The organism is Acidimicrobiia bacterium (genome assembly GCA_018057765.1).
In the GTDB taxonomy this organism is placed as follows: domain Bacteria; phylum Actinomycetota; class Acidimicrobiia; order IMCC26256; family JAGPDB01; genus JAGPDB01.
Genome location: JAGPDB010000015.1, coordinates 24,896 through 45,011, shown reverse-complemented (window position 1 = coordinate 45,011; position 20,116 = coordinate 24,896). Strand labels below are relative to the sequence as shown.

The 20,116-nt window shown below is 34.6% G+C and carries 23 protein-coding genes; 6 read left to right on the top strand and 17 right to left on the bottom strand.

The window, feature by feature from the left end; translation table 11 throughout:
• The 5 genes from KBF89_06110 to KBF89_06090 form a co-directional block, all read right to left on the bottom strand.
• On the bottom strand, positions 1–157 hold a 157-nt coding region (locus tag KBF89_06110), incomplete at its 3' end, for a class I tRNA ligase family protein (protein ID MBP9115904.1).
• 9 nt (positions 158–166) lie between these two features.
• Positions 167–1,027 carry a 16S rRNA (cytidine(1402)-2'-O)-methyltransferase gene (gene rsmI / locus KBF89_06105; protein ID MBP9115903.1) on the bottom strand — a complete coding sequence of 287 codons (861 nt, stop codon included), beginning with the start codon at positions 1,025–1,027 and terminating at the stop codon, positions 167–169.
• A gap of 8 nt (positions 1,028–1,035) precedes the next feature.
• Positions 1,036–1,332 carry a DUF192 domain-containing protein gene (locus KBF89_06100; protein MBP9115902.1) on the bottom strand — a complete coding sequence of 99 codons (297 nt, stop codon included), beginning with the start codon at positions 1,330–1,332 and terminating at the stop codon, positions 1,036–1,038.
• A 249-nt stretch (positions 1,333–1,581) separates the two neighbouring features.
• Positions 1,582–2,502, bottom strand: a complete 921-nt coding sequence (locus tag KBF89_06095) for an AEC family transporter (protein MBP9115901.1) — start codon at positions 2,500–2,502, stop codon at positions 1,582–1,584.
• A 64-nt stretch (positions 2,503–2,566) separates the two neighbouring features.
• Positions 2,567–3,964 carry a dihydrodipicolinate synthase family protein gene (locus KBF89_06090; GenBank protein MBP9115900.1) on the bottom strand — a complete coding sequence of 466 codons (1,398 nt, stop codon included), beginning with the start codon at positions 3,962–3,964 and terminating at the stop codon, positions 2,567–2,569.
• Between the two features lie 338 nt (positions 3,965–4,302).
• Between KBF89_06090 and KBF89_06085 the strand changes: the two genes are divergently transcribed.
• Genes KBF89_06085 through KBF89_06075 form a run of 3 tightly spaced genes read left to right on the top strand, consistent with a single transcriptional unit; the run spans position 4,303 to position 7,648 of the window.
• On the top strand, positions 4,303–5,517 hold the full coding sequence (locus KBF89_06085; GenBank protein MBP9115899.1) for an MBOAT family protein: 1,215 nt from the start codon (positions 4,303–4,305) through the stop codon (positions 5,515–5,517).
• Between the two features lie 8 nt (positions 5,518–5,525).
• Complete coding sequence (locus tag KBF89_06080; GenBank protein MBP9115898.1) at positions 5,526–6,491, top strand: DUF459 domain-containing protein; 966 nt, start codon at positions 5,526–5,528, stop codon at positions 6,489–6,491.
• Positions 6,492–6,529: 38 nt separating this feature from the next.
• Positions 6,530–7,648: a phosphoserine transaminase gene (locus KBF89_06075; GenBank protein MBP9115897.1), complete on the top strand. Its 1,119-nt coding sequence runs from the start codon at positions 6,530–6,532 to the stop codon at positions 7,646–7,648.
• A 6-nt stretch (positions 7,649–7,654) separates the two neighbouring features.
• On the opposite strand, the gene KBF89_06070 is transcribed toward KBF89_06075, so the two are convergent.
• The 10 genes from KBF89_06070 to KBF89_06025 all read right to left on the bottom strand — a co-directional run bounded on the left by KBF89_06070 (position 7,655) and on the right by KBF89_06025 (position 15,180).
• On the bottom strand, positions 7,655–7,975 hold the full coding sequence (locus KBF89_06070; GenBank protein ID MBP9115896.1) for a hypothetical protein: 321 nt from the start codon (positions 7,973–7,975) through the stop codon (positions 7,655–7,657).
• Positions 7,976–8,011: 36 nt separating this feature from the next.
• The gene (locus tag KBF89_06065; GenBank protein ID MBP9115895.1) at positions 8,012–8,266 is read right to left on the bottom strand and encodes a hypothetical protein; all 255 of its coding nucleotides are present in this window, start codon (positions 8,264–8,266) and stop codon (positions 8,012–8,014) included.
• 115 nt (positions 8,267–8,381) lie between these two features.
• Positions 8,382–8,708 (bottom strand): hypothetical protein, encoded by a 327-nt coding sequence (locus KBF89_06060; protein MBP9115894.1) that lies wholly within the window; start codon positions 8,706–8,708, stop codon positions 8,382–8,384.
• An 11-nt stretch (positions 8,709–8,719) separates the two neighbouring features.
• Positions 8,720–9,607, bottom strand: a complete 888-nt coding sequence (locus KBF89_06055; GenBank protein ID MBP9115893.1) for an AAA family ATPase — start codon at positions 9,605–9,607, stop codon at positions 8,720–8,722.
• Between the two features lie 61 nt (positions 9,608–9,668).
• The gene (mscL, locus tag KBF89_06050; GenBank protein MBP9115892.1) at positions 9,669–10,037 is read right to left on the bottom strand and encodes a large conductance mechanosensitive channel protein MscL; all 369 of its coding nucleotides are present in this window, start codon (positions 10,035–10,037) and stop codon (positions 9,669–9,671) included.
• Positions 10,038–10,073: 36 nt separating this feature from the next.
• Complete coding sequence (locus tag KBF89_06045; GenBank protein MBP9115891.1) at positions 10,074–12,401, bottom strand: anthranilate synthase component I; 2,328 nt, start codon at positions 12,399–12,401, stop codon at positions 10,074–10,076.
• Positions 12,402–12,419: 18 nt separating this feature from the next.
• The gene (locus KBF89_06040) at positions 12,420–12,869 is read right to left on the bottom strand and encodes a hypothetical protein (GenBank protein ID MBP9115890.1); all 450 of its coding nucleotides are present in this window, start codon (positions 12,867–12,869) and stop codon (positions 12,420–12,422) included.
• A gap of 140 nt (positions 12,870–13,009) precedes the next feature.
• Positions 13,010–13,507 (bottom strand): cyclic pyranopterin monophosphate synthase MoaC, encoded by a 498-nt coding sequence (gene moaC / locus KBF89_06035; GenBank protein MBP9115889.1) that lies wholly within the window; start codon positions 13,505–13,507, stop codon positions 13,010–13,012.
• 83 nt (positions 13,508–13,590) lie between these two features.
• On the bottom strand, positions 13,591–14,493 hold the full coding sequence (galU, locus tag KBF89_06030) for a UTP--glucose-1-phosphate uridylyltransferase GalU (protein MBP9115888.1): 903 nt from the start codon (positions 14,491–14,493) through the stop codon (positions 13,591–13,593).
• Between the two features lie 78 nt (positions 14,494–14,571).
• Positions 14,572–15,180 carry a glycerol-3-phosphate acyltransferase gene (locus tag KBF89_06025; GenBank protein ID MBP9115887.1) on the bottom strand — a complete coding sequence of 203 codons (609 nt, stop codon included), beginning with the start codon at positions 15,178–15,180 and terminating at the stop codon, positions 14,572–14,574.
• Positions 15,181–15,279: 99 nt separating this feature from the next.
• On the opposite strand from KBF89_06025, the gene KBF89_06020 reads away from it, so the two are divergent.
• Genes KBF89_06020 through uppP form a run of 3 tightly spaced genes read left to right on the top strand, consistent with a single transcriptional unit; the run spans position 15,280 to position 17,242 of the window.
• Positions 15,280–15,693: an FmdB family transcriptional regulator gene (locus KBF89_06020; GenBank protein ID MBP9115886.1), complete on the top strand. Its 414-nt coding sequence runs from the start codon at positions 15,280–15,282 to the stop codon at positions 15,691–15,693.
• A 46-nt stretch (positions 15,694–15,739) separates the two neighbouring features.
• A complete protein-coding gene (locus tag KBF89_06015; GenBank protein MBP9115885.1) occupies positions 15,740–16,372 on the top strand; it encodes a hypothetical protein in 633 nt (210 codons plus the stop codon).
• Positions 16,373–16,423: 51 nt separating this feature from the next.
• Positions 16,424–17,242, top strand: a complete 819-nt coding sequence (uppP, locus tag KBF89_06010) for an undecaprenyl-diphosphatase UppP (GenBank protein MBP9115884.1) — start codon at positions 16,424–16,426, stop codon at positions 17,240–17,242.
• Between the two features lie 30 nt (positions 17,243–17,272).
• Here the strand turns inward: uppP and KBF89_06005 are convergent, their stop codons facing one another.
• Together KBF89_06005 and KBF89_06000 are read right to left on the bottom strand one after the other, a co-directional pair.
• Entirely contained in the window at positions 17,273–18,679 is a 1,407-nt protein-coding gene (locus KBF89_06005; GenBank protein ID MBP9115883.1) for a TldD/PmbA family protein, read from the bottom strand.
• The gene (locus KBF89_06000; GenBank protein ID MBP9115882.1) at positions 18,676–20,085 is read right to left on the bottom strand and encodes a TldD/PmbA family protein; all 1,410 of its coding nucleotides are present in this window, start codon (positions 20,083–20,085) and stop codon (positions 18,676–18,678) included. Before KBF89_06000 ends, KBF89_06005 begins: the two co-directional genes overlap by 4 nt.
• Between the last annotated feature and the right edge of the window lie 31 nt (positions 20,086–20,116).

The window sequence follows — 20,116 nt, the reverse complement described above, 5'->3', positions numbered from 1 at the left end:
CATGTTCATCTGTACCTGTAAGAAACATCACATCGTCGCCCAATAGTCGATGCCACCGGGCGGCCACATCAGCAGAGATTGTGGTGTATGCCCCACCCATATGTGGTGAATCGTTCACATAATATATTGGTGTCGTAATGTAAAAAGGGTCGTTCATAGCTTTATCTTATCCTTTGAGAGTGTTATATATCTCTTTTATATCATTTTTACTTATACCATTTAGAAGTTGGACGATTTCGATTGAATTTTTTGATGAGACTCTATTAGAGATTAATAGTTTTAAGGCTTCTTCAATATTAGTAATCGCTGGATCTTTGACAACTGAATTAGATGGTTCAATCACTATGACACATTCACCTTTAACTCCATTTTCAAAATGATGAAGTACATCATTTGTTGTTCCACGATAGATTTCTTCGAATTTTTTAGTCAGTTCACGAGCAACAACAACTCGTTGAGTATGGCTAAGTTTTTCACTAAGTACAGTCAAAGTACCCACAAGTCTATTCGGTGATTCAAAATATACAACAATCTCTTTTGATGAATTAAGCATATCTATTTCTAGCAATTGTTCATTTACTTTTCTAGGGAAAAAACCTTTGAAAATAAAGGCTGTTGAATTAAATCCGCTCAATGCAACTGCTGATGTAACTGCGCTTGGGCCGGGAACAACATTCACCCTTAAATCTGCATCTAGAACAGCATCAACCAATCTTGACCCGGGGTCAGATATTGCTGGCATTCCAGCATCTGAACAATATCCGACATCATTACCGGCCAACAATAATTTTATTAATTCTTCACAAGAGGATTGTTCATTTTGTTCACGGACACTTATTAGTTTCTTATCACCAAGTGAAATCTCTAAAAGATTCAAAAGTTTTTTCGTTTCCCTTGTATCTTCGCACATTAATAATTTACATTTTTCTAAAGTTTCAATTGCACGTTGTGTAATATCACCCATATTCCCTATTGGAGTACCAATGATAAAGAATGTACCATGGATACTCAATGTGGTTGTAGTCATATCTAATATTACTTAGTAGGTATTTCAAGTATCGAATAAGTGCCTTTAGGGCTAAGAACCAATCTATTCGGTTTTATAACTTTGCTAGCAATTACATCTTGATTTTTGTTGAAGAAAACTATTTTTAGATTAAATCTCATTCCAAAAGTATGCACTGATCTACATTTGTCAAAATATAATGCTTTTGGGGACTTAGAAACATCTATGCGTGATAGCCCATTTCGGCGATCTTTACGCGTTTTTGCCCATAGAGATTGATTGTTAATCATTATTTTATATTTTTCTAGATCGATATCGATATCCATATCTAGATAATTCTTCCATTTATAGACGCATTAATCAAGAAAAATTAATAATATGAAATAAATATCTAGTTCACTTGGACTCACTGCAATAACCTGTTCTAGAATGTATAATTCTATGAGTAAGAAAACATCAAAACGCCGTCTTAACGCAAAACGTAAAAAAGCTAACCATGGCAAAAAACCTCTTTGCGGTCGCCGCTAATTCACTTTTAACAGTTTAGCTTCATATAACTTTTTTATTATTAATACTTATTTTATAAATATCGCAACAAATATAGGTAAATAAACTATTGCAAAAACTGTACTCGCAAATACTACTGCGGCAATCTTTTCTGGATGCACTTTAAGACTTGAAGCAAAAGCAACCACATTCGCGGCCATTGGTACTGCCGATAGGACAAGCATTACATTGTGTTCGCGTATAGCAAATATCTGAAAATATTGATTGTCAAGATAAATGATCGTAGCAAAAAGAACTGGGTATGCAATGAACTTTGCGCTAAAGGCGAGTATGCCAAACTTATAGTCTATGGAGGCTTTAGTTACAGCACTTAACGCAATTCCTATAACCATCATCCCAAGTACAACATACGCACCCCTAAAATAGGATATCGTGTCAACAATAGACACTGGTATTATTAATTTTGTTTTATTAATTATGACCCCTAAGACACATGTATAGATTGAAGGTAAGGTTGCCATTTTTACTAATGAGTGTTTAAAGTTATGATTACTTTTTGAAATCAAAAAATATGCAATAGTATTTTCATAAATAATTAATCCTAGAGTTGCTATGACTGCGACATTTAAATATTGTGACCCGAAAATTGCAATGACTAAAGGTATACCAAAATATCCAGTGTTTGCAGAACCAACTGATGCTGCTAATAAATTGCGTTCGGAACGAGCAGGAAATACCGAACCTATAAAATAGTATATTAGAGCGAGTATTGAAGCAACAGTAAAAAATATCACTGGAAGTAATAAATATCTATTGCCAGGTGGCATAGTTGCAAATGAATTAAATACAACAACTGGTGCCACAAAATAAATAACAATTTTTGCGACTGATTCTCTGTCTACCTTCAAAAATTTTCCGGCAATAAATCCAAACAAGATAATTGCATATAGTGGAGTAATTTTAGAAAGCAATAAAAGAAAATCTTGCACTCTGCTCCGATGTTCGTAAGTGAGATTAATCTATATTCTATTATAGATTGTGATATTTAATTGCCTAATTACGCATAGTCGATGATGATAAAAACGCATTTTCTAAGCCAATTTTGATCTGTTCTATTTCACTAGTTGAATAATCACGCTCTATCATTGCTAATTCGTGTTGTGCATCGACGTTTCCTTCAAAAGCTTGCTTTACCAGCATCTCATCACAAACAATACTTGGAAGAACTACGCCTAGTACACCTAAAGAGTGCCCCATCAAAATGAGTGATGTTGAACCAATGTATACTGGGCCAGTATATGTAGATGTTAGATGCAATAGAAAACTTGCATCGCCAGTTGCATCGATGATTCCATCAATCGGTAGATCATAAAGAAATTCTGGAGAAATAGGAAGGTCTTTTGCTTCTCCACTTAAACGGATCAGAATTGGTGTCTCATAAGCTGCATTATGGATTGATTCTACTAAGAGATAAGCATCTTTAGTATCTGGACTAATTTCAATTAGTAATGCGTCAATTCCTAAACCAACAAATTGATTAGATAGTTCAAGACTTTGACGAATTGAAGGGCTAGAAACATCTGCTATTACTTTCGCATTATTGCCAACAGATTTCTTTACTTCACTTACAAGTTTAATTTTTTCAGAGTCCTTAAGGGTTGCCCCTTCTCCTTCATGAGTAACAACAAAAATCGCACTAGTATTTGATGTTACAAGTCGTTTGGCAAGTCTTGCTGTTAATTTATATTCAACTTCGCAATCTTCGTCAAAAAGAGTGACGAGCGCGCAACCCAAGCCTGAGAAAACAGGAGTAACATTTAAGTCAATATCAGGATCGTTTTCTATATCATCTAATTCAATCATATTGACTTCACTATGTAATACTTCGAGTTCATTTTGCATTTCAATTTCTTCAAATGCGATAATTTTAGCTTTAATGTCATCTTCATCTTGAAGTAAAGCCTCACCAAAATCTTCATCATTTTCCGGCATTTTTTTATTATTCACTGGTTTAACATCCATGTTTGATACATTTTCTTCTAAAAGCACATTATCTATATATAATTCTACACCAATGCTTTCAATTTCCAAAAGTTCTTCTTCTGATGGCCCACTTATCAACGTTAAATCAGACTTACTCTTTGCATTTGTGTGATCTATCATAGAAAATACTTCCGCATCTTCAGTTGATACAGTGTTTTTTGGTTTAGCAGCTTTTTTGACGGGCGGCTTTTTAACTATCTTTTTATTTGACAATTTTGGAGTTACCTTTTTACTGGTAACACTAACTGGTTTTTCTATTGGTGTTTCACGAACCTGTGCAATTGCACCATCGTCTTCCCAGTCATCTAATAGATCAGTTTCAACTCCCATATATATCTCATCATCACCTGTAAAAGATTCCCAATCTGAAAAGTCGTTAAAGTCATTTGAATTTCTAGATATTGGCATAAGTCTTATAGGCTACACAAAATAAATTGCCTATTGTGTGACACTCGAAACCGATACTGAGCATCATTTTGTGAGATGATTTATAGGTGCTTTTTCCAACGATGACATTCGTATATTTCTTAATGATTGTTTTGCCAATATCTTGGATATTATTGCCCCTTACCCAAAATCGGAGGGATTGGAAACAGCGAGTAGTCTGGAAAATTTTTATATTATGCGCTAGTTATATATTTTTAGGCTTTAACCAGCCAACATCCAATATTTTTTCATTGAAGATCCCTTTACCTTGCGTAGTTCTTTTTTCCTCAACTGGCTTTAATTTCCTTGTAGGCGAAGCTATGAGTAGGATAAAGACGACAAAATCTAAGAAACTGGTTTTAATCTTTGCAATAACAACCAATGTTTCAATGCTCGGATACTACAAGTATAGAAATTTTGCAATTGATAGCCTGAACAAGATCTTTGGCGACACTTTAGGTTTTCCTAAGCTAACTGCATTAGTGATACCTATTGCAATTTCGTTTTTTACGTTTCAAGCAATATCATATCTAGTTGACTGTTATAGAGGAACCATTAGAAAGATTTCTTTCTTGGATTTAGCAGTATATTTATCTTTTTTTCCACATCTCGTTGCGGGGCCAATAGTACGACCAATGGAATTTGTTCCCCAAATGAATGGCCATATTGATCCAACAAAAGTTGATGCAACAAAAGCTTTATCGTTAATAACTAGAGGACTTTTCAAAAAAATGATCATTGCAGATTATTTATACACAAATATCGTGCGTCCCGTATTTGGTAGTCCTGGTAAAGCTACTTCGATTGATGCGATCTCTGGAATATATGCATATGCTGCACAAATATACTGTGATTTCTCTGGATATACAGATATTGCAATTGGCATTGCGCTACTTTTAGGATTTAGATTTCCACAAAACTTCAATAAACCATATTGCGCAACATCGATAAGAGATTTTTGGTCGAGATGGCACATGACTCTATCTAGATGGCTAAGAGATTATGTATACATACCTTTGGGTGGAAACAAGAAATCTTTTTTAGGTAATAGATTTATATGGCTAAACGTAGTTATTACATTTCTTGTTGGAGGTCTTTGGCATGGGTCAAATTTAACTTTCGTTGTATGGGGTTTATATCACGGCCTACTTTTGTCAATTGAGAGACCTCTAAGGAAATATCTAGTTAGAAATAATATCGAAATTCCGAAATTTTTAAAACAAGTCATAACATTTCATCTCGTAACTTTTGGTTGGATATTATTTAACTCTGAAACATTTGATAAAGCTAAAATTTTGACTAGTCGTATTTTTACTGATTTTTCATTTTCCGAATCAAAACTCACATTAGCAATATTTATTTTAATTATTGCAGGTATTGGTCTTCAATTTATTAGAGAATCCTTTAGCTCTAGACTCTTAGAGATGTTGAGTGCTAAACCAATCTTCGTTCAAGCTTTATTTTACGGAACTTGTTTATTTTTATTGAGTACTTTTTCGGACAATGTTTCAGCATTTTTATATGGATTCTTTTAAGGTAAAATATGGGTGAACATGCACACATAAATACAATTAATGTATCAAAATTAATTCGGTTATTGTTTTTAACATTACTTATCGCAACAGCTTTAAATTCATCTTCATTATATGTAAAAGCTAGCGCATGGGAAGAATCACCAAACAAAACAATTGCTTTGAAAATATTAAAACCAATTTCAAACCTTACAAGTTTTTTTGGAATTGATTCATTAAGGACAAGTTCAAGAGAGGCAATAGGGTTTAATAGAGACGATAAAATTGATAATTTCCAATTTAAAATTTCTAATGAAGAACTTGTTGTCACCCCTAGTGTAACTACAATCCCAAAACTTACACCTGATAATAAATTAACATCTTGGATTATTGGAGATTCATTAGCAGCGACACCCGGAGAATCGCTATTGAGTAAACTGCCAATATCATCATTTGATGTATTTGGTCTTGACTCGCGTGTTTCTACCGGATTGGCAAGACCAGATGTTTTTAATTGGTTTTCGTATATACAGGAATTTGTACAGAAGAATAAACCGCAAACAATCATTATTTCCATCGGGGCTAATGATGACCAGTCGCTTTACTCAGAAAATGGATCTGTAGGACCATTTCCAAACGACGCTTGGGTCAAAGAATATTCCAGACGCGTAAATTCGACCTTAGATTTTTTATACTCTCAAAAAGTATATACACTATGGGTAGAGATTCCGCCCGTACGTGACCCTGTTAGAGATGCTCGTTATCAGCTAATAAATCAAATAACTAAAGATGCCATATCCAAACATCCAAATAGCTCATCTCTTGTAGAGACAAAGACTGCATTTACCGACCCTAATGGTAATTATAACGACTCCTTGTATGTCAATGGCCAAGAAACTCTATTGCGATCACCAGATGGGATACATTTTACTAGGGCAGGCGGTAATTTAATTGCTGATCTTGTAATATCAAAACTTCACACATTGTATGACTTTTAATTGGTGATTCTAATAGCGTTTCGGGCTAATCTTGTTATATGTCAAAAACAGATCCAAAAAATATTATTATCCCCAAAGAATTATTGCCTAAAGACGGTAGATTTGGCTCGGGTCCTTCAAAAATTAGACCAGAGCAATTAAATTATCTTAACAAAAATACAAACCTTCTTGGAACAAGTCATCGACAAGCTCCAATAAAAAACCTAGTTGCATCTATACAAGAAAAATTCACTCAACTCTTTGAGTTACCAGATGATTATGAAGTTATACTAACAAATGGTGGCGCATCTTTAATGTGGGATGCCGCTACTTTCTCTATAATCGAAGAAAAAAGTGCACATGCTACATACGGTGAATTTTCTTCAAGGTTTGCAAAGATATCAGAAAATGCTCCTCATTTGAAAGAGCCTACAATTATTAATGCTGAGCCAGGCGGGGCTGGCTACCTAAACGCAAGTGATGAAATTGATACGTACGCTCTTACACATAATGAAACTTCCACAGGTGTAATGATTGAGCCTTACAGAGTTGGAAATGAAAATTCTGTTGTTATGATCGACGCAACGTCAGGTGCAGGTTCAAAGCGAGTTGATGCAAATCTATACGATATGTATTATTTTTCATTACAAAAAAGTTTTGGTAGTGAGGGTGGTTTAGTATTCGCTCTATGTTCACCAAAAATGATTGAGCGTATTTCAAGAATCGATAGATATGCACCTGCAATTCTTGATCTTAAAACAACTATAGATAATTCGCGCCTTCACCAGACATTAAATACACCTTCTTTAAGTACATTATTTTTAGCAGATTCACAGTTGAACTGGATGTTAGAAAATGGTGGTATGAGTTTTTGTGAAGAGCGTACTAAAGAATCGTCGTCACAACTTTATGACTGGGCTATTGCTAATGATTTGACTAGTCCATTCGTTAATGATGAAGCTCTAAGATCAGTTGTTAGTGTGACCATTGATTTAGATTCATCTATCGATTTTGAAGATGTTGTTAGCGCACTAAGAGCAAACGGAATTGTTGATTGCGATCCCTACCGTAAATTAGGTAAGAATCAAATTCGTATTGCAACTTTCCCAGGTATTGATCCTAGTGATATAGGTCAGTTAATTAAATGTTTAGACTTTGTATTCAGTGAAATCAGCTAATAATTATTAGCACTTTGCTGAATTTTTTTCTAAGATACCGTTATCCTTTTTACTGATTTTGCTATCTAGTTTCGACGCCTTTAATTTGTCATCAGCCATTGCTTCTAAAGTTTTTGTACTTAGCTTGTCGTAAGATTTATCAATAGCACATTTAATATACTTTTTTGCATCTTTGAGTTCTTTATCTGATGCATCTGCATCTTTTGCAGCCTTTTCTATTTTCTTATTCATTCCATTTATTACGTCATCCTTTGAAGGCTTAGACGATAACGAACATGAGCTGAACGCAAATATTGATATTAGTAATAGAGATATTATTTTTTTCATTTTTTCCTTTAGTTATTTAAAATATATTGTTTAATTTTATGCGTTAGCCATAACTCTAACTGCACTAGGGTTAAATAGTTCATGAACTATTGTGCCGACTTCCTCATCACTAGGATATTGTATAAAGGCTTGCCCTAAATCTATTAGCTCTAAAACATTAGAGAGATCACTTTTGACGTAAATATCGTATGAAATATATTCACCTTCTAAACACTCGTGATCATAATGGCCAACTACATGAGCTTCTATTCCATCTATATCTATAACTGCAATTGTTTCTAAGCCGAACATAACCACCCCCGTTTGTATATCTTGTTATATATTGTTGCAAGAATTTGAAGCAAAATGGTGGATACTAGGATTATTTATCTAATAATTTATAAATAATCTAGATTTCTAATGCCATTTATTTATTTTTTAATCTTTTTACTATAAATAATCCAACTATTGCAGTTGCAGCGAGTGTTACCCATAGCTGTGGTTGCATATAAAGAGGTGAACTACTTTCTGTTAATTTATCTTCGATCTTTTGCTCTTTGGATTCTTTAAAATCAAGAATTTTTGCTTGGACTTCATCCATTTTCTGTTTTTTATCAGAAATTTTTGTTTCAACAGTTTTCTTCGCTGTCTCAAGTTTACTATCTACTTTATTTGATACCTCTTCAAATATTTCGTCTACTACAGCTTCAACATCTTTCTGTTTAGCTCTTGTTTTTTTTGGGTCATAAACCATAGATTTCTCCTTTAAGAAGTTAGTTGTACATCATTTATTTGATTTGATTGTTTATCGTTATTTATTCGATTACCAAAAATATTTTTAAAAGCTTCCTGAAATTCTTCCTTAGCGAACTTAGCGCCATCACGTTTTCCTAATGATGTTATCGGTTGTGACATGGCACCAGCTTCAGCAATAGCAGCTCTTGCTGATATACATTGCGTATTCTCAATGCCTTGTTCATTATTGTTAGAAATAATTTCGCTTGTCCAAAATTTTGCATCGCGTGTACGACCTACGTTATTAACAATTATTGCACTAAGTTTTGGTCGTCCATTTAATCTCTTCGCTATCCGAGCGACATTAGCTCTAAATGTACGAACACCATCGCTAGACCATGCTGAAGGTCCAGAGACGATTATTACTTCATCGCTTGCATAAAGTGCATTAATAGTCAGAAGACCCATTGAAGGTGGGCAATCATAAAATACATAATCGTATAAGTGTGAAATTCCAGCAAGAGCATTATCTAAACGGTCGCAAGCTCCTATTGGGTCGTTTGATAGATGCGCTTCTACATTTGAAAGTAAGCCATTAGATGGTATCACATCAATAATTGGAGTTGATATATTATTAGTTAAATCTATGACACTCTCAAAAATGTTATTCCACGATGAATGATATACGTATTGATTAATATTATCTTCATTAAGTTCAGTTTCATCTTTTAAAATATCTACAAGAGTTTTTGAATTATGGTCTAGTTCAATTCCTAAACCAGTTGTAGTGTTGGACTGTGGGTCACAGTCAACAACAAGAACTCTGTTCGATGACAAGAAAGCAGCTTCGGCAAAACCTAAAGTAACAGTTGTTTTACCAACACCGCCTTTTTGGTTAGCGAAACTTACTCGAATCATTCATTAAGACTAACCGAGTAAGTACTACCTGCGCCAATAAATCAAAAAATAGCTTATAATGCTATTTTTTTAGTAAGTCACGGATTTCTGTCAGAAGACCCAACTCGTTTGGAGCGGGCATTTCATCAACGCTAGGCTTCTTTATTTTTGTCATTGCTTTAACAACAGCAAATAAAACAGCACCGACAATCAATAAGTTAACTAATGCTGTTAGAAAGGTACCAATTAGTATTCTTGAGTCGCCTAAATCGAAGCCTATTGCATCAAAATTTGGTTGTCCTACAATTGCAGCAATCATATTAAGAATAATTCCATTAATAAAAGCATCGATAACTGCTTTTACAGCTATACCTAAAACGAATGCGATAGCGAAATCTACTAAATTTCCTGTTGCAATAAAGTTTTTAAATTCAGTTAATGTTTTTTTCATATTTCCCCCTAAGCGAATCTTTGAGATTCGAGAATACTATAGTGCAATACTATCTAAGATATTCAAAATAATCATTTGGCCAACATTTTCATCAAAAGTCATTATTGACTCTGGATGAAATTGTACAGCAGCTATAGGCTCAGAGACATGTTCAACTGCCATGACAATATCATCATTAGTAGTTTGAGCAACAATTTTTAAAGCATTACTATCAATAGAATCTTTATTTGCATATAACGAATGATATCTACCAGCACTAAACGGGCTTTTTATTCCTTTAAACATTTTCGAATTATTTTCAATAATATTTATGTCACTTTTCTTACCGTGCATTGGAGTATCTAATTGACTTAAAGTGCCCCCAAAATATTCAACAATTGCTTGTAGGCCTAGACATACACCAAATATTGGTATATTCATTTCTCGAATCTTTGAAATTACTATATTAAGACCAAATTCTTTTGGTGAACCCGGGCCAGGAGATAAACAAATTAAAGAAGGCTTAAATTCTTTGACTAATTTTTCAAGTTCATCTATTTCAAAACCAATACGCAAGGTCTTGACATTACAATTTGCCATACGAAAATACGATCCAAGTGTATGAACAAAGGAATCTTCACAATCGATTAATAATATATTTTTTGTGACTTGTGATTTTCTATATAATATTTCTTTGTCTTGATCCATAGTTCCCGCTGATCCATTCGCGACATCATTGCTAATATTCATATCTGATCCTGTCTTGTCCTTTAAAACAAAACCCTTTGCTATATCTCCTGTGAGAACAATTGGATTATCACTATCATCATTATCACCAAAGGAATTACAGTAACGAACAACATCGAGCATTGCGCTTGCTTTTAACTCAGTTTCTTTCGTTTCTTCATCAGGGTCAGAATCAAAATGCAATGTTGCACCTACACGAATATGTGCAGCGCCCTTATCAAGATGAATTGTACGCAACATCAGACCTGTATTCATTGAACCATCAAGCAACATCGCACCCATAGCGCCACCGTAAAAACGTCGTGAACTTTTTTCATATTTTTCAATAAATCTACAAGCCCACATTTTAGGAGCACCAGTTACTGTTACTGCCCACATATGCGTTAGAAATGCATCGATAGAGTCAAACTCATCAAGTAAGGTTCCTTGCACATGATCAACTGTGTGTATCAATCGAGAATATATTTCAATTTGCCTACGACCTATAACTTGAACACTTGAAGGAACACAAACTCGTGATTTGTCATTCCTATCAACATCAGTGCACATGATTAATTCTGAATCTTCTTTTTCAGATAGCAATAGTTTTTCTATTTGTTCAGCATCGCTCACACCTTGTGTACCACGTGCAATGGTACCAGCAATAGGACAACTCTCTACACGATTATCTTCAACTCGCACAAACATTTCTGGAGATGCACTTATAGTGAATTCATTATTGCCCATATTGATTAATGCGCCATAAGGAGCTGGGTTAACAGTTAATAAGGTATTAAATATAACACTTGGTGATGTCACACAAGGCTCATTGAAACTATAGCTTGGTACAACTTCGAATAAATCTCCACGTGTAAAATATCTTTTTGCCTCAACAACAATATCGCTATATTCCTTGTCAGAAAAATCTCTACTTGCAATATAATCTTTATCTGGTATATATCTTTCAACATCACCACTACGTTCTAAAGTATTAGTAGTTTGTTTTGTTTTAAGAATTTCGAAATCATAAGAATATATTTTCGATGTATTTCTTTCATGATCTGTAACAAATATTTCATCGGCAAAATACAAAACGAGATCTCGATTTTCATCACGCTCGCTTAGCCTCTTTACACCCATAAAATCTAATCCCAAATCATAGCCAAATGCTCCGTAGAACCCTATATGGCTATCATCAATTTTTAAAGCATGTAATAGAAGTCTTAATACATTTAATACATGTGGTGCTTTTGAACGATCTTCTTCGAAGAATAAATCACTATTTAAAATTATTTCTCCAACAATTTCTTTTTCATGAAAATGATTTATATTTAATATATTTGATTCATCTAATATTTGATGGAAAACTTTCAACAATAAATCGCCACGAAGATTCAATGATTTGACAATAAGCTTGTTTTTAATAACCTCAATAACTAATGGTGGATTAACGAATCCTATATCAAAGCGTGTATATCTACCAGGATATTCATACCTAGAACTAAGCATGACACCACGCGATGTATCAAGTTTTTCAATTATGGAATCAACATCTTTTGATGTACAGTCTTTTATACTTCTAGTTATTTTGAGTAATTTATTAAATGTATAAAATTCTTCAATATTTTCTGTACGGCTTAGGTCTTTAGAATTATCCATATGAATAGATAGTTAGTACTAAAAATGTTTCATATTTTTATTGCCTAGTTTATTAGAAGAATTTTGACGAATTTTTCTAATTTCTTCAAGTTTTAGCAATAAATATATATATGATCCGAGGCAAATATCGAGAATGATATTTAATACCCATAACAAGATATTTGAAGTAAAGAAAGCTAAAACCAGTGTGACTAGACAAGCTATTCCTAATGCTAATAAAATATCTTTTCTTCGTTTTGCAGTAGTAGAACTTTTATTGAGATTTTGCACTTTACCCTTATTAGGAACAAGGGATGAATAAGTACTTGTTTTTAATTTCATTGCAGAATTATTTTTATTCAATACGCCAAGCTTATTAGACAGTTCGCCAATTGATGTTGATTTTGAATCTGCGTGTGCACGAAGTAGTGGCGGGACAAGCACCGCAGCCCAAAGGGCACCGAGGATAATTAATACTGGAATGGTCACTCCCTAGCTCATTTCTTTAACTGAGCTTGTGACATACACTTTAGCTAATATTTTGTGGTTATTGTTGGATTTCATAATAACTATCTAGTCAAGTTGGTTTGATGTAGTCAATGCAATTTGTTGAACTTGAACTGGGATTATTAATATTCGATATCTTCATCAAAATTTGAACTTCTTCTCCATGTGCCTTGGCTTCCACCACTTTTTTCCCACAGCGCTAAATCGGTAATTTCCATTGTGCGATCAATACTTTTACACATATCATAGATAGTTAGTGCAGCAACAGAACAAGCCATCATGGCTTCCATCTCAACACCAGTTCTATCGATAGTATCAACTTGACTTTCAACTTCAACAAAATTTTCTTCTAAACGGAAATTTACAAATATACTTTGAACCAACAGTGGGTGACACAGTGGAATGAAGTTTGATGTTTGTTTAGCGGCTTGCATACCTGCAACTCTTGCTGTTGCTAAAACATCTCCTTTAGTCATAGATCCAGTTGCTATTGAGTTAGCGGTATCTTCTAGCATCCTGACCTTGCATCTTGCCACTGCTCGACGATGCACTGGTTCTTTCGCTGATGACTCGCCTGCGCGTGAACGACCTATTGGATCAAGATATGTATACTCTGGCATGACTCTCTATTCTACTCACTCATTTTATGTCTATGTTATGACAATAAACAATTATTATCTACTGAACTTGCAATTATTTGTTACTAACTAAGCATCTTTTTAAGAGCTAGTGTGATTTCATCCCTTAGCTCAGGCCTTTCCATAGCTAAAGTAACATTTGCTATTATCCATTCAGATTTTTGACCAATATCGAATCTGCCTCTTTCTAATATCCGTCCATATATTTTCTGCGATTTCGAAAGTAGCGATATAGCGTCTGTTAATTGTATTTCGCCGTTACTTCCAGCTGTAATAGACTCAATACAATCAAATATTTCAGGATTTAATATATATCTTCCCATGATAGCTAAGTTACTTGGAGCATCTTTCAAATTTGGTTTTTCAACAAGTTTTGAAATTTCTATTGGCTTGTCTTGAGAATCCGCACTTGTTATAAGATCTAAATCATTTTCTAGGGCTACACATCCATAATTAGAAATGTCTTCACCTTCAACCCTCATCAAAGCAATAATGTTAGATCTCGTTTGCTTATAATCATTCAACATACTTTTTAATAATGCAGAATCATCAACCATAATATCGTCTCCAAGCATGACAACAAATGGTGAATTTCCTACATGATATCTTGCTACACCTACAGCATCGCCCAGACCTTTAGCATCACGTTGACGGATATAGTGGATGTTAGCTAATGATTCAATTTTCTCTAATGCTTCTAACTCTACTAACTTTTGTTTTTCCAATAACCTAAAATCAAGCTCAAAATTTCTATCAAAATGATCTTCTATGGCTCTCTTACCACGTCCTGTTATCACTAATATATCTGTAATACCAGCATTAACTGCTTCTTCAACTACATATTGGATCGCGGGCTTATCTACAATCGGTAACATTTCTTTTGGTTGGCTTTTTGTTAATGGAAGAAATCTTGTTCCAAGTCCAGCTGCAGGAATAACGGCAGTTGTTATTTTATTATCGATACTCATTATTCTCCATGATTCTCTTTCAATATTCTTGCACTAAATATGAATTTTGTACAATTAAAAGCTATCTCTAATTGATGGTTAAACCCTTTTTACACTATTTTCAGTATTTTTTATCATACGCATTATATTAGGAATATGTCTAATTGTAATTAAAACGTAAAGACCAAAAACAAGTATGAACTCCCATAAATATTGATGTTTAATTCCTATTGCTATAGTAAGTATTCCAATAGCTACCATAGATGCAACTACAGGCTTTTTAGATATACGCATTATTAATGCCCAAATTAAAATTGCTGTTATTCCCTGTATAGGAAATAATGCAACAGCAACCCCACCCCCTGTCGCAACTCCTTTACCACCTTTTCGCATTAGTGGGAATACATGGCCAGCTATAGCGCCAACACCGACAAGGAAAGTTATTATTCGTGCGACCTGGTCATCATCATTAAGTAATTTCACTATAAAGATCGAGCTTAATAAAGTTGGAACAAGTCCTTTAAGGATGTCTAACCCCATTGCCAACATTCCCCATTTCCAACCAGCTACACGAATTACGTTAGAAGCACCTGGGTTGTTAGAACCTGTTTTATATAGATCAAAGCCAGCTTTCTTGGCAACAATAACAGAAAATGGAATCATGCCTATAAGATATGCTGGGATTACAAGCAAGATATATAAATTCACCACAAGATTCTAATCTACCAAAATGCTGTGTAGTTATTTTGACTAATATATAGGCCCAGAAATGCTAATTATATCGCTATTTAAAAGTAAAATAGCCAAATGCCTATGTACGAATATCGATGCAATAAATGTAATCAACAATTTGATGTTGAACAAAAGATGTCTGACGATCCTTATAAAATCCATAATCATGAGTCTGACTCAATTAATGGAGATTGTGGAGGAGAATTAGTTAAAGTTTTTTCTTCAGTGGGTATTGTGTGGAAAGGTTCAGGATTTTATAAGACTGATTCTCGTGCTGACTCAAGTACTAAAACTTCAAAAGCTTCTAAAGCTTCTGGTGATTCATCGGCCAAAACAGATTCATCGGCTCAATCGGCTCCCTCCACTGATTCGCAAGTAGCGGGAACATCTAAGCCTTCAGAATCTTCTTCGTCTAATACATCTGACAGTCATAAAGGTGCTCTAAAGGTTGAAAAATCGGGCAGTAAGAATAAAGAGAAGAATAAATAGTAGAAATATCTTGCAATATCTTGTATAAACATGTAATAATGTTTAAATGTTGAAAAGATCTCCTAAATCAAAATATATTTCAATTGCTAGTGGCATATCTATAGTTATTATTACAATAACTATAATTTCTACAGTATCTACGTGGCGAGATCAAACAATAGAACATGGTGAAAGAAAGAACTATTATTTACTTAGAAGTAATTTGCTAAAAGGCGAAAAAATCCAAACTAGTAAACTTGAATCGCATCAAATGTTTGCTAACGATGCGCCTAAAAATGCAATTACGCAAGCATCTCTAAATAAGAACAAAGTATTATTTGCAAATACTAATATTAGAAAAAATTCTATTCTTCTAAAAAATATGACAACAACTTCAATTGATGCCACATTGGAAAACGATCAACGAATCATATTCATTCCAACCACAGATATTATCAATATAGACTTGGCTCAATATAGCGATATTATTGCAACTATACCTGATGGATTTGGGTCTGATGTAATTGCAGAAGATGCAGAGATTATTTTTGATTCTTCTTTAACAAGTTCATCATCGGCTACGGGTGTTACAGAAAATCAAGATCCAGGATATTATGTTATAGTATCATCAGATGAAGCACTTGCAATCTCAACTGCACTCGTAACTGGCGAATTACATATGGCATTAAAACAAAAATGATATAGAGCTGAAAGTTCCAAATGGTAACTTTAAAGAAACTATCATGGGTCAATGCCTATATTACATGCAATTATCCTTGGAATAATTCAAGGTCTAACAGAATTCCTTCCTATATCATCGAGTGGACACCTGGCAATAATTCCACAGATATTAGGATGGAATGATTTAAGTGCGACGGCAGAAAAAACATTTGACATAGCTTTACATGCAGGAACATTAGTTGGAGCAATAGTATATTTACGTAAAGATATAATAGAAATAATTAAAGGCTGCTTAGAAACTTTAAAAACTAAAAAATTAAATCAACAAAGTCGTCTTGGTGTTTTTATTTTACTTACGGCAATCCCTGGAGCTTTACTAGGCGCATTATTCGAAGACAAAATAGCTCAACATCTTTCAAAGCCAGCACTAATAGCTTCTATGCTTATTATTTTTGCGATTATTTTATACCTTGCTGATCGACTGAAAGGAAATAGGAATACCGACGAATTCAATTTTAAAGACGTCTTAGTGGTTGGTGTCTCACAGGCTTTTGCTTTACAACCCGGCGTATCGAGAAGCGGTATCACAATGACAGCTTTGAGATTGAAAAACTTCACACGTGAAGCAAGTGCAAGGCTCAGCTTCTTGATGTTAATTCCAATAGTTGCAGGCGCTGCTCTATATTCAGGTGCGAAAGGTATTTCTCAGGGAACAATAACTTCTGATATGTACTGGCCAATGATTTCAGGTGCAGTTACCTCAGCAATAGTTGGTTATTTTGCAGTATTCTATTTACTAAAGCTAGTAAGAAATAAACCTTTTACAAGCTTTGTTATATATCGAATCATTGCCGGTATTGGTATTTTTGTTTGGCTTGTTATCAAATAAATCGTCAAATAATAATGATTAGAGATATAACTATTTTCCTGTCATAACCATTTCATCAAGTAAAAGTGAATTTCCTACGCTAGAGCCAGGCAACCACCACGTGTCATTTGCAACGGCACTAATGTTTGAAAGCATAGTTAAAAGATTAGAAGCAATAGTTGCTTCTTTAAAACCTTCAGCAATACGGCCATCCCGTATCCAGACTCCTTGTGCACCCACTGAAAAATCACCAGATAAAGTATTAACACCAGAGTGAACACCTAAGATATGTTTAACAAGAATAGCTTCACCTACTTTTTCAAACAGCTCTTCTAAAGACTCTCCCGTGGGAACAGCTAAAAAAGTCCTCATACCAGCACCAGGTCGAGAGGCAACACCTCCACGCTTTGCACAAGCATTTGCCGACATCTTTAACCGACGTGACGAATACATTGAATGTGCGAATTGTTTTAATATACCATTTTCAACGAAGATATTTTTTCGAACAGGCATACCTTCGCTATCATAACTAGAGCTATTAAATGAATTTATATTTGTTGGATCATCGATAAGGGTTAAATTAGAATTCGCAATCTGAGTACCAAGTCGGTCAGCCAATAACGCTCTACCTTTCGATACAGCAGTACCACTCAACATTGACCCAATCAAACCTAAAAATTGAGCACCAACCATAGGATCAAAAATTACAGGAAGTTTCGCACTAATAGGTTGAGTAGCACCAATCATTGGAAGACCGTCACGCAAAGCCATATCGCCGGCTTCTTGGAATATGATATTTTCAAAACCGCGTGCATAAGAAAAGCCGCTCGAGGAAACAGCATCTTTACCTTCACCAAAAACCATCTCAGTTGAACAGCTAGAACTTGTATTACTGTTGCTCACTAATATTCCATGAGAATTAGCAACGACACTGTGTCCCCAACCATCATCATAACTTGATGCTTCAACATCTTTGATTTGATTACTTAAACTTCTCGCATAATTATCAAGTTCAATAGCAAGTTTCAATTTATCATCTAAGGTAGTTGTAAGTATAGAATCAGACCAACCATTTTGAATAGTAACTTCTTCGTCATCGATCATTTCTGGGGTCACTAAACTGGCAAATTCATCCGCTTCTGCAATAGTTGCATTCTCTCTAGCGGCAAAAAGTGCTTTATCGATCTGTTCTGGATCTAAAGATTCGGTCCAAGCACTTCCTTCGCGGTGGTCAACGATCACCCGTATCCCTAAAGCGGTCGTACTCGCAGTTGACATGTTTTCTACTTCACCATCATAAATAGAAATTTCGACATCACAGCCACTGGAAACATATACTTCTATTTCCTCGCCAGCTCTTGCTTTTGACGAATATTGTTTTGCAATCTTTTCTAAAGAGGACGTATCTTTTAACATTTTTAATTCATCAGCAGATATAAGATTAGATTTAGTACTCATTGTGCTGTACCTCCAACAGTCATTGATGACACTCGAAGCGTAGGCTGACCGCTAGAGACTGGAACACCTTGACCATTTTTACCACATGTTCCAGCCCATGTATCAAAATCATCTGCAACCATATCAATATTTAATAATGTTTCTAAACCATTCCCAATAAGGGTTGCACCTTTTACAGGCTCACAGATTAAACCATTCCGGACTATATAGCCTTCTGAAATACCAAAAACAAAATCACCAGTTGTTGTATCTACTTGGCCGCCTCCAAGTGCAACACAATAAATTCCAAATTCAGTGGAAGTAAAAATATCTTCTACCTTTGATTTCCCTTTTTCTAAATAAGTATTAGTCATACGAACCATGGGCACATATTCGTAAGTCTCTCTACGGCCATTTCCAGAAATATTATGTTCGAGTTTCGTTGAACGTAAAACATCGAACATGTAATCATTCAAAATACCATCTTGAATTAAAACATTCTTTTGAGCAGCATTGCCTTCATCATCAAATTTGTATGTACCCCATTCATTTTCCATAGTTCCATCGTCAACAACTGTAACTAGATTTGATGCAACTTGAGTTCCTTTTTTACCAGCAAAAACGCTTAGACCTTTGTCGATATGATCAGCTTCTAAACCATGTCCGCATGCTTCGTGAAATAATACTCCACCTGCACCTTTTTTTAATATCACAGGAAAATTACCACTAGGACAATCAACAGCATCTAATAAAGTAACAGCACGCTTAGCAGCAGTTTTTGCTATTTCATCAATATCAAATTGATCAAAAAATCCTATACCCAAAGAACGACCAGGGCCTTCGTGTGAATCTTGGAAAGAATTCGCATCTTTTGCAAAAGCTCGCACACCCAGACGAGTTCTAGGTTGAGAATCAAAAACATTCAAGCCATAAGTATTCATTATTAAAATATCACGACGATTTTGTGCAATCGTTGCGGAAGCTTCTACAATCTTGCGATCATAACTTCTTACCACTTCATCAATTTCTCGCAAACGTTCCGCAGTTTTTAAAGCTGGATCTTGAAAGCTAGCTTCAGCTTCACTTTCTTGATTCGCTATCGTATTTTTGTCGTTTATAAAAAGATTTGCATCAACACCCTTACCACTTGGTGATATACCACCAACACCTGCAGAAATACATGCGGCATCTACAGTAGCTTTAAGCCCAAGTGAAGAAATTGTGCTTGTATAAGCATAACCAACTCTAGAATTATTAATAACTCTTATGCCAACACCATTAGTAGAACCGCTTGTTCGAGTATCTATTCTCTTTTCATCAAGGGCAGTAGCAACTGATGTTGTTTGCTCACAAAATGCTTCAGCAAAATCTGCACCTTTAGATTTGGCGTAATCCAACGTTTCTTGTATTAGTTGTTGATCAAACATGTAATTTACTTTCCTATATCTTTCTATTTAT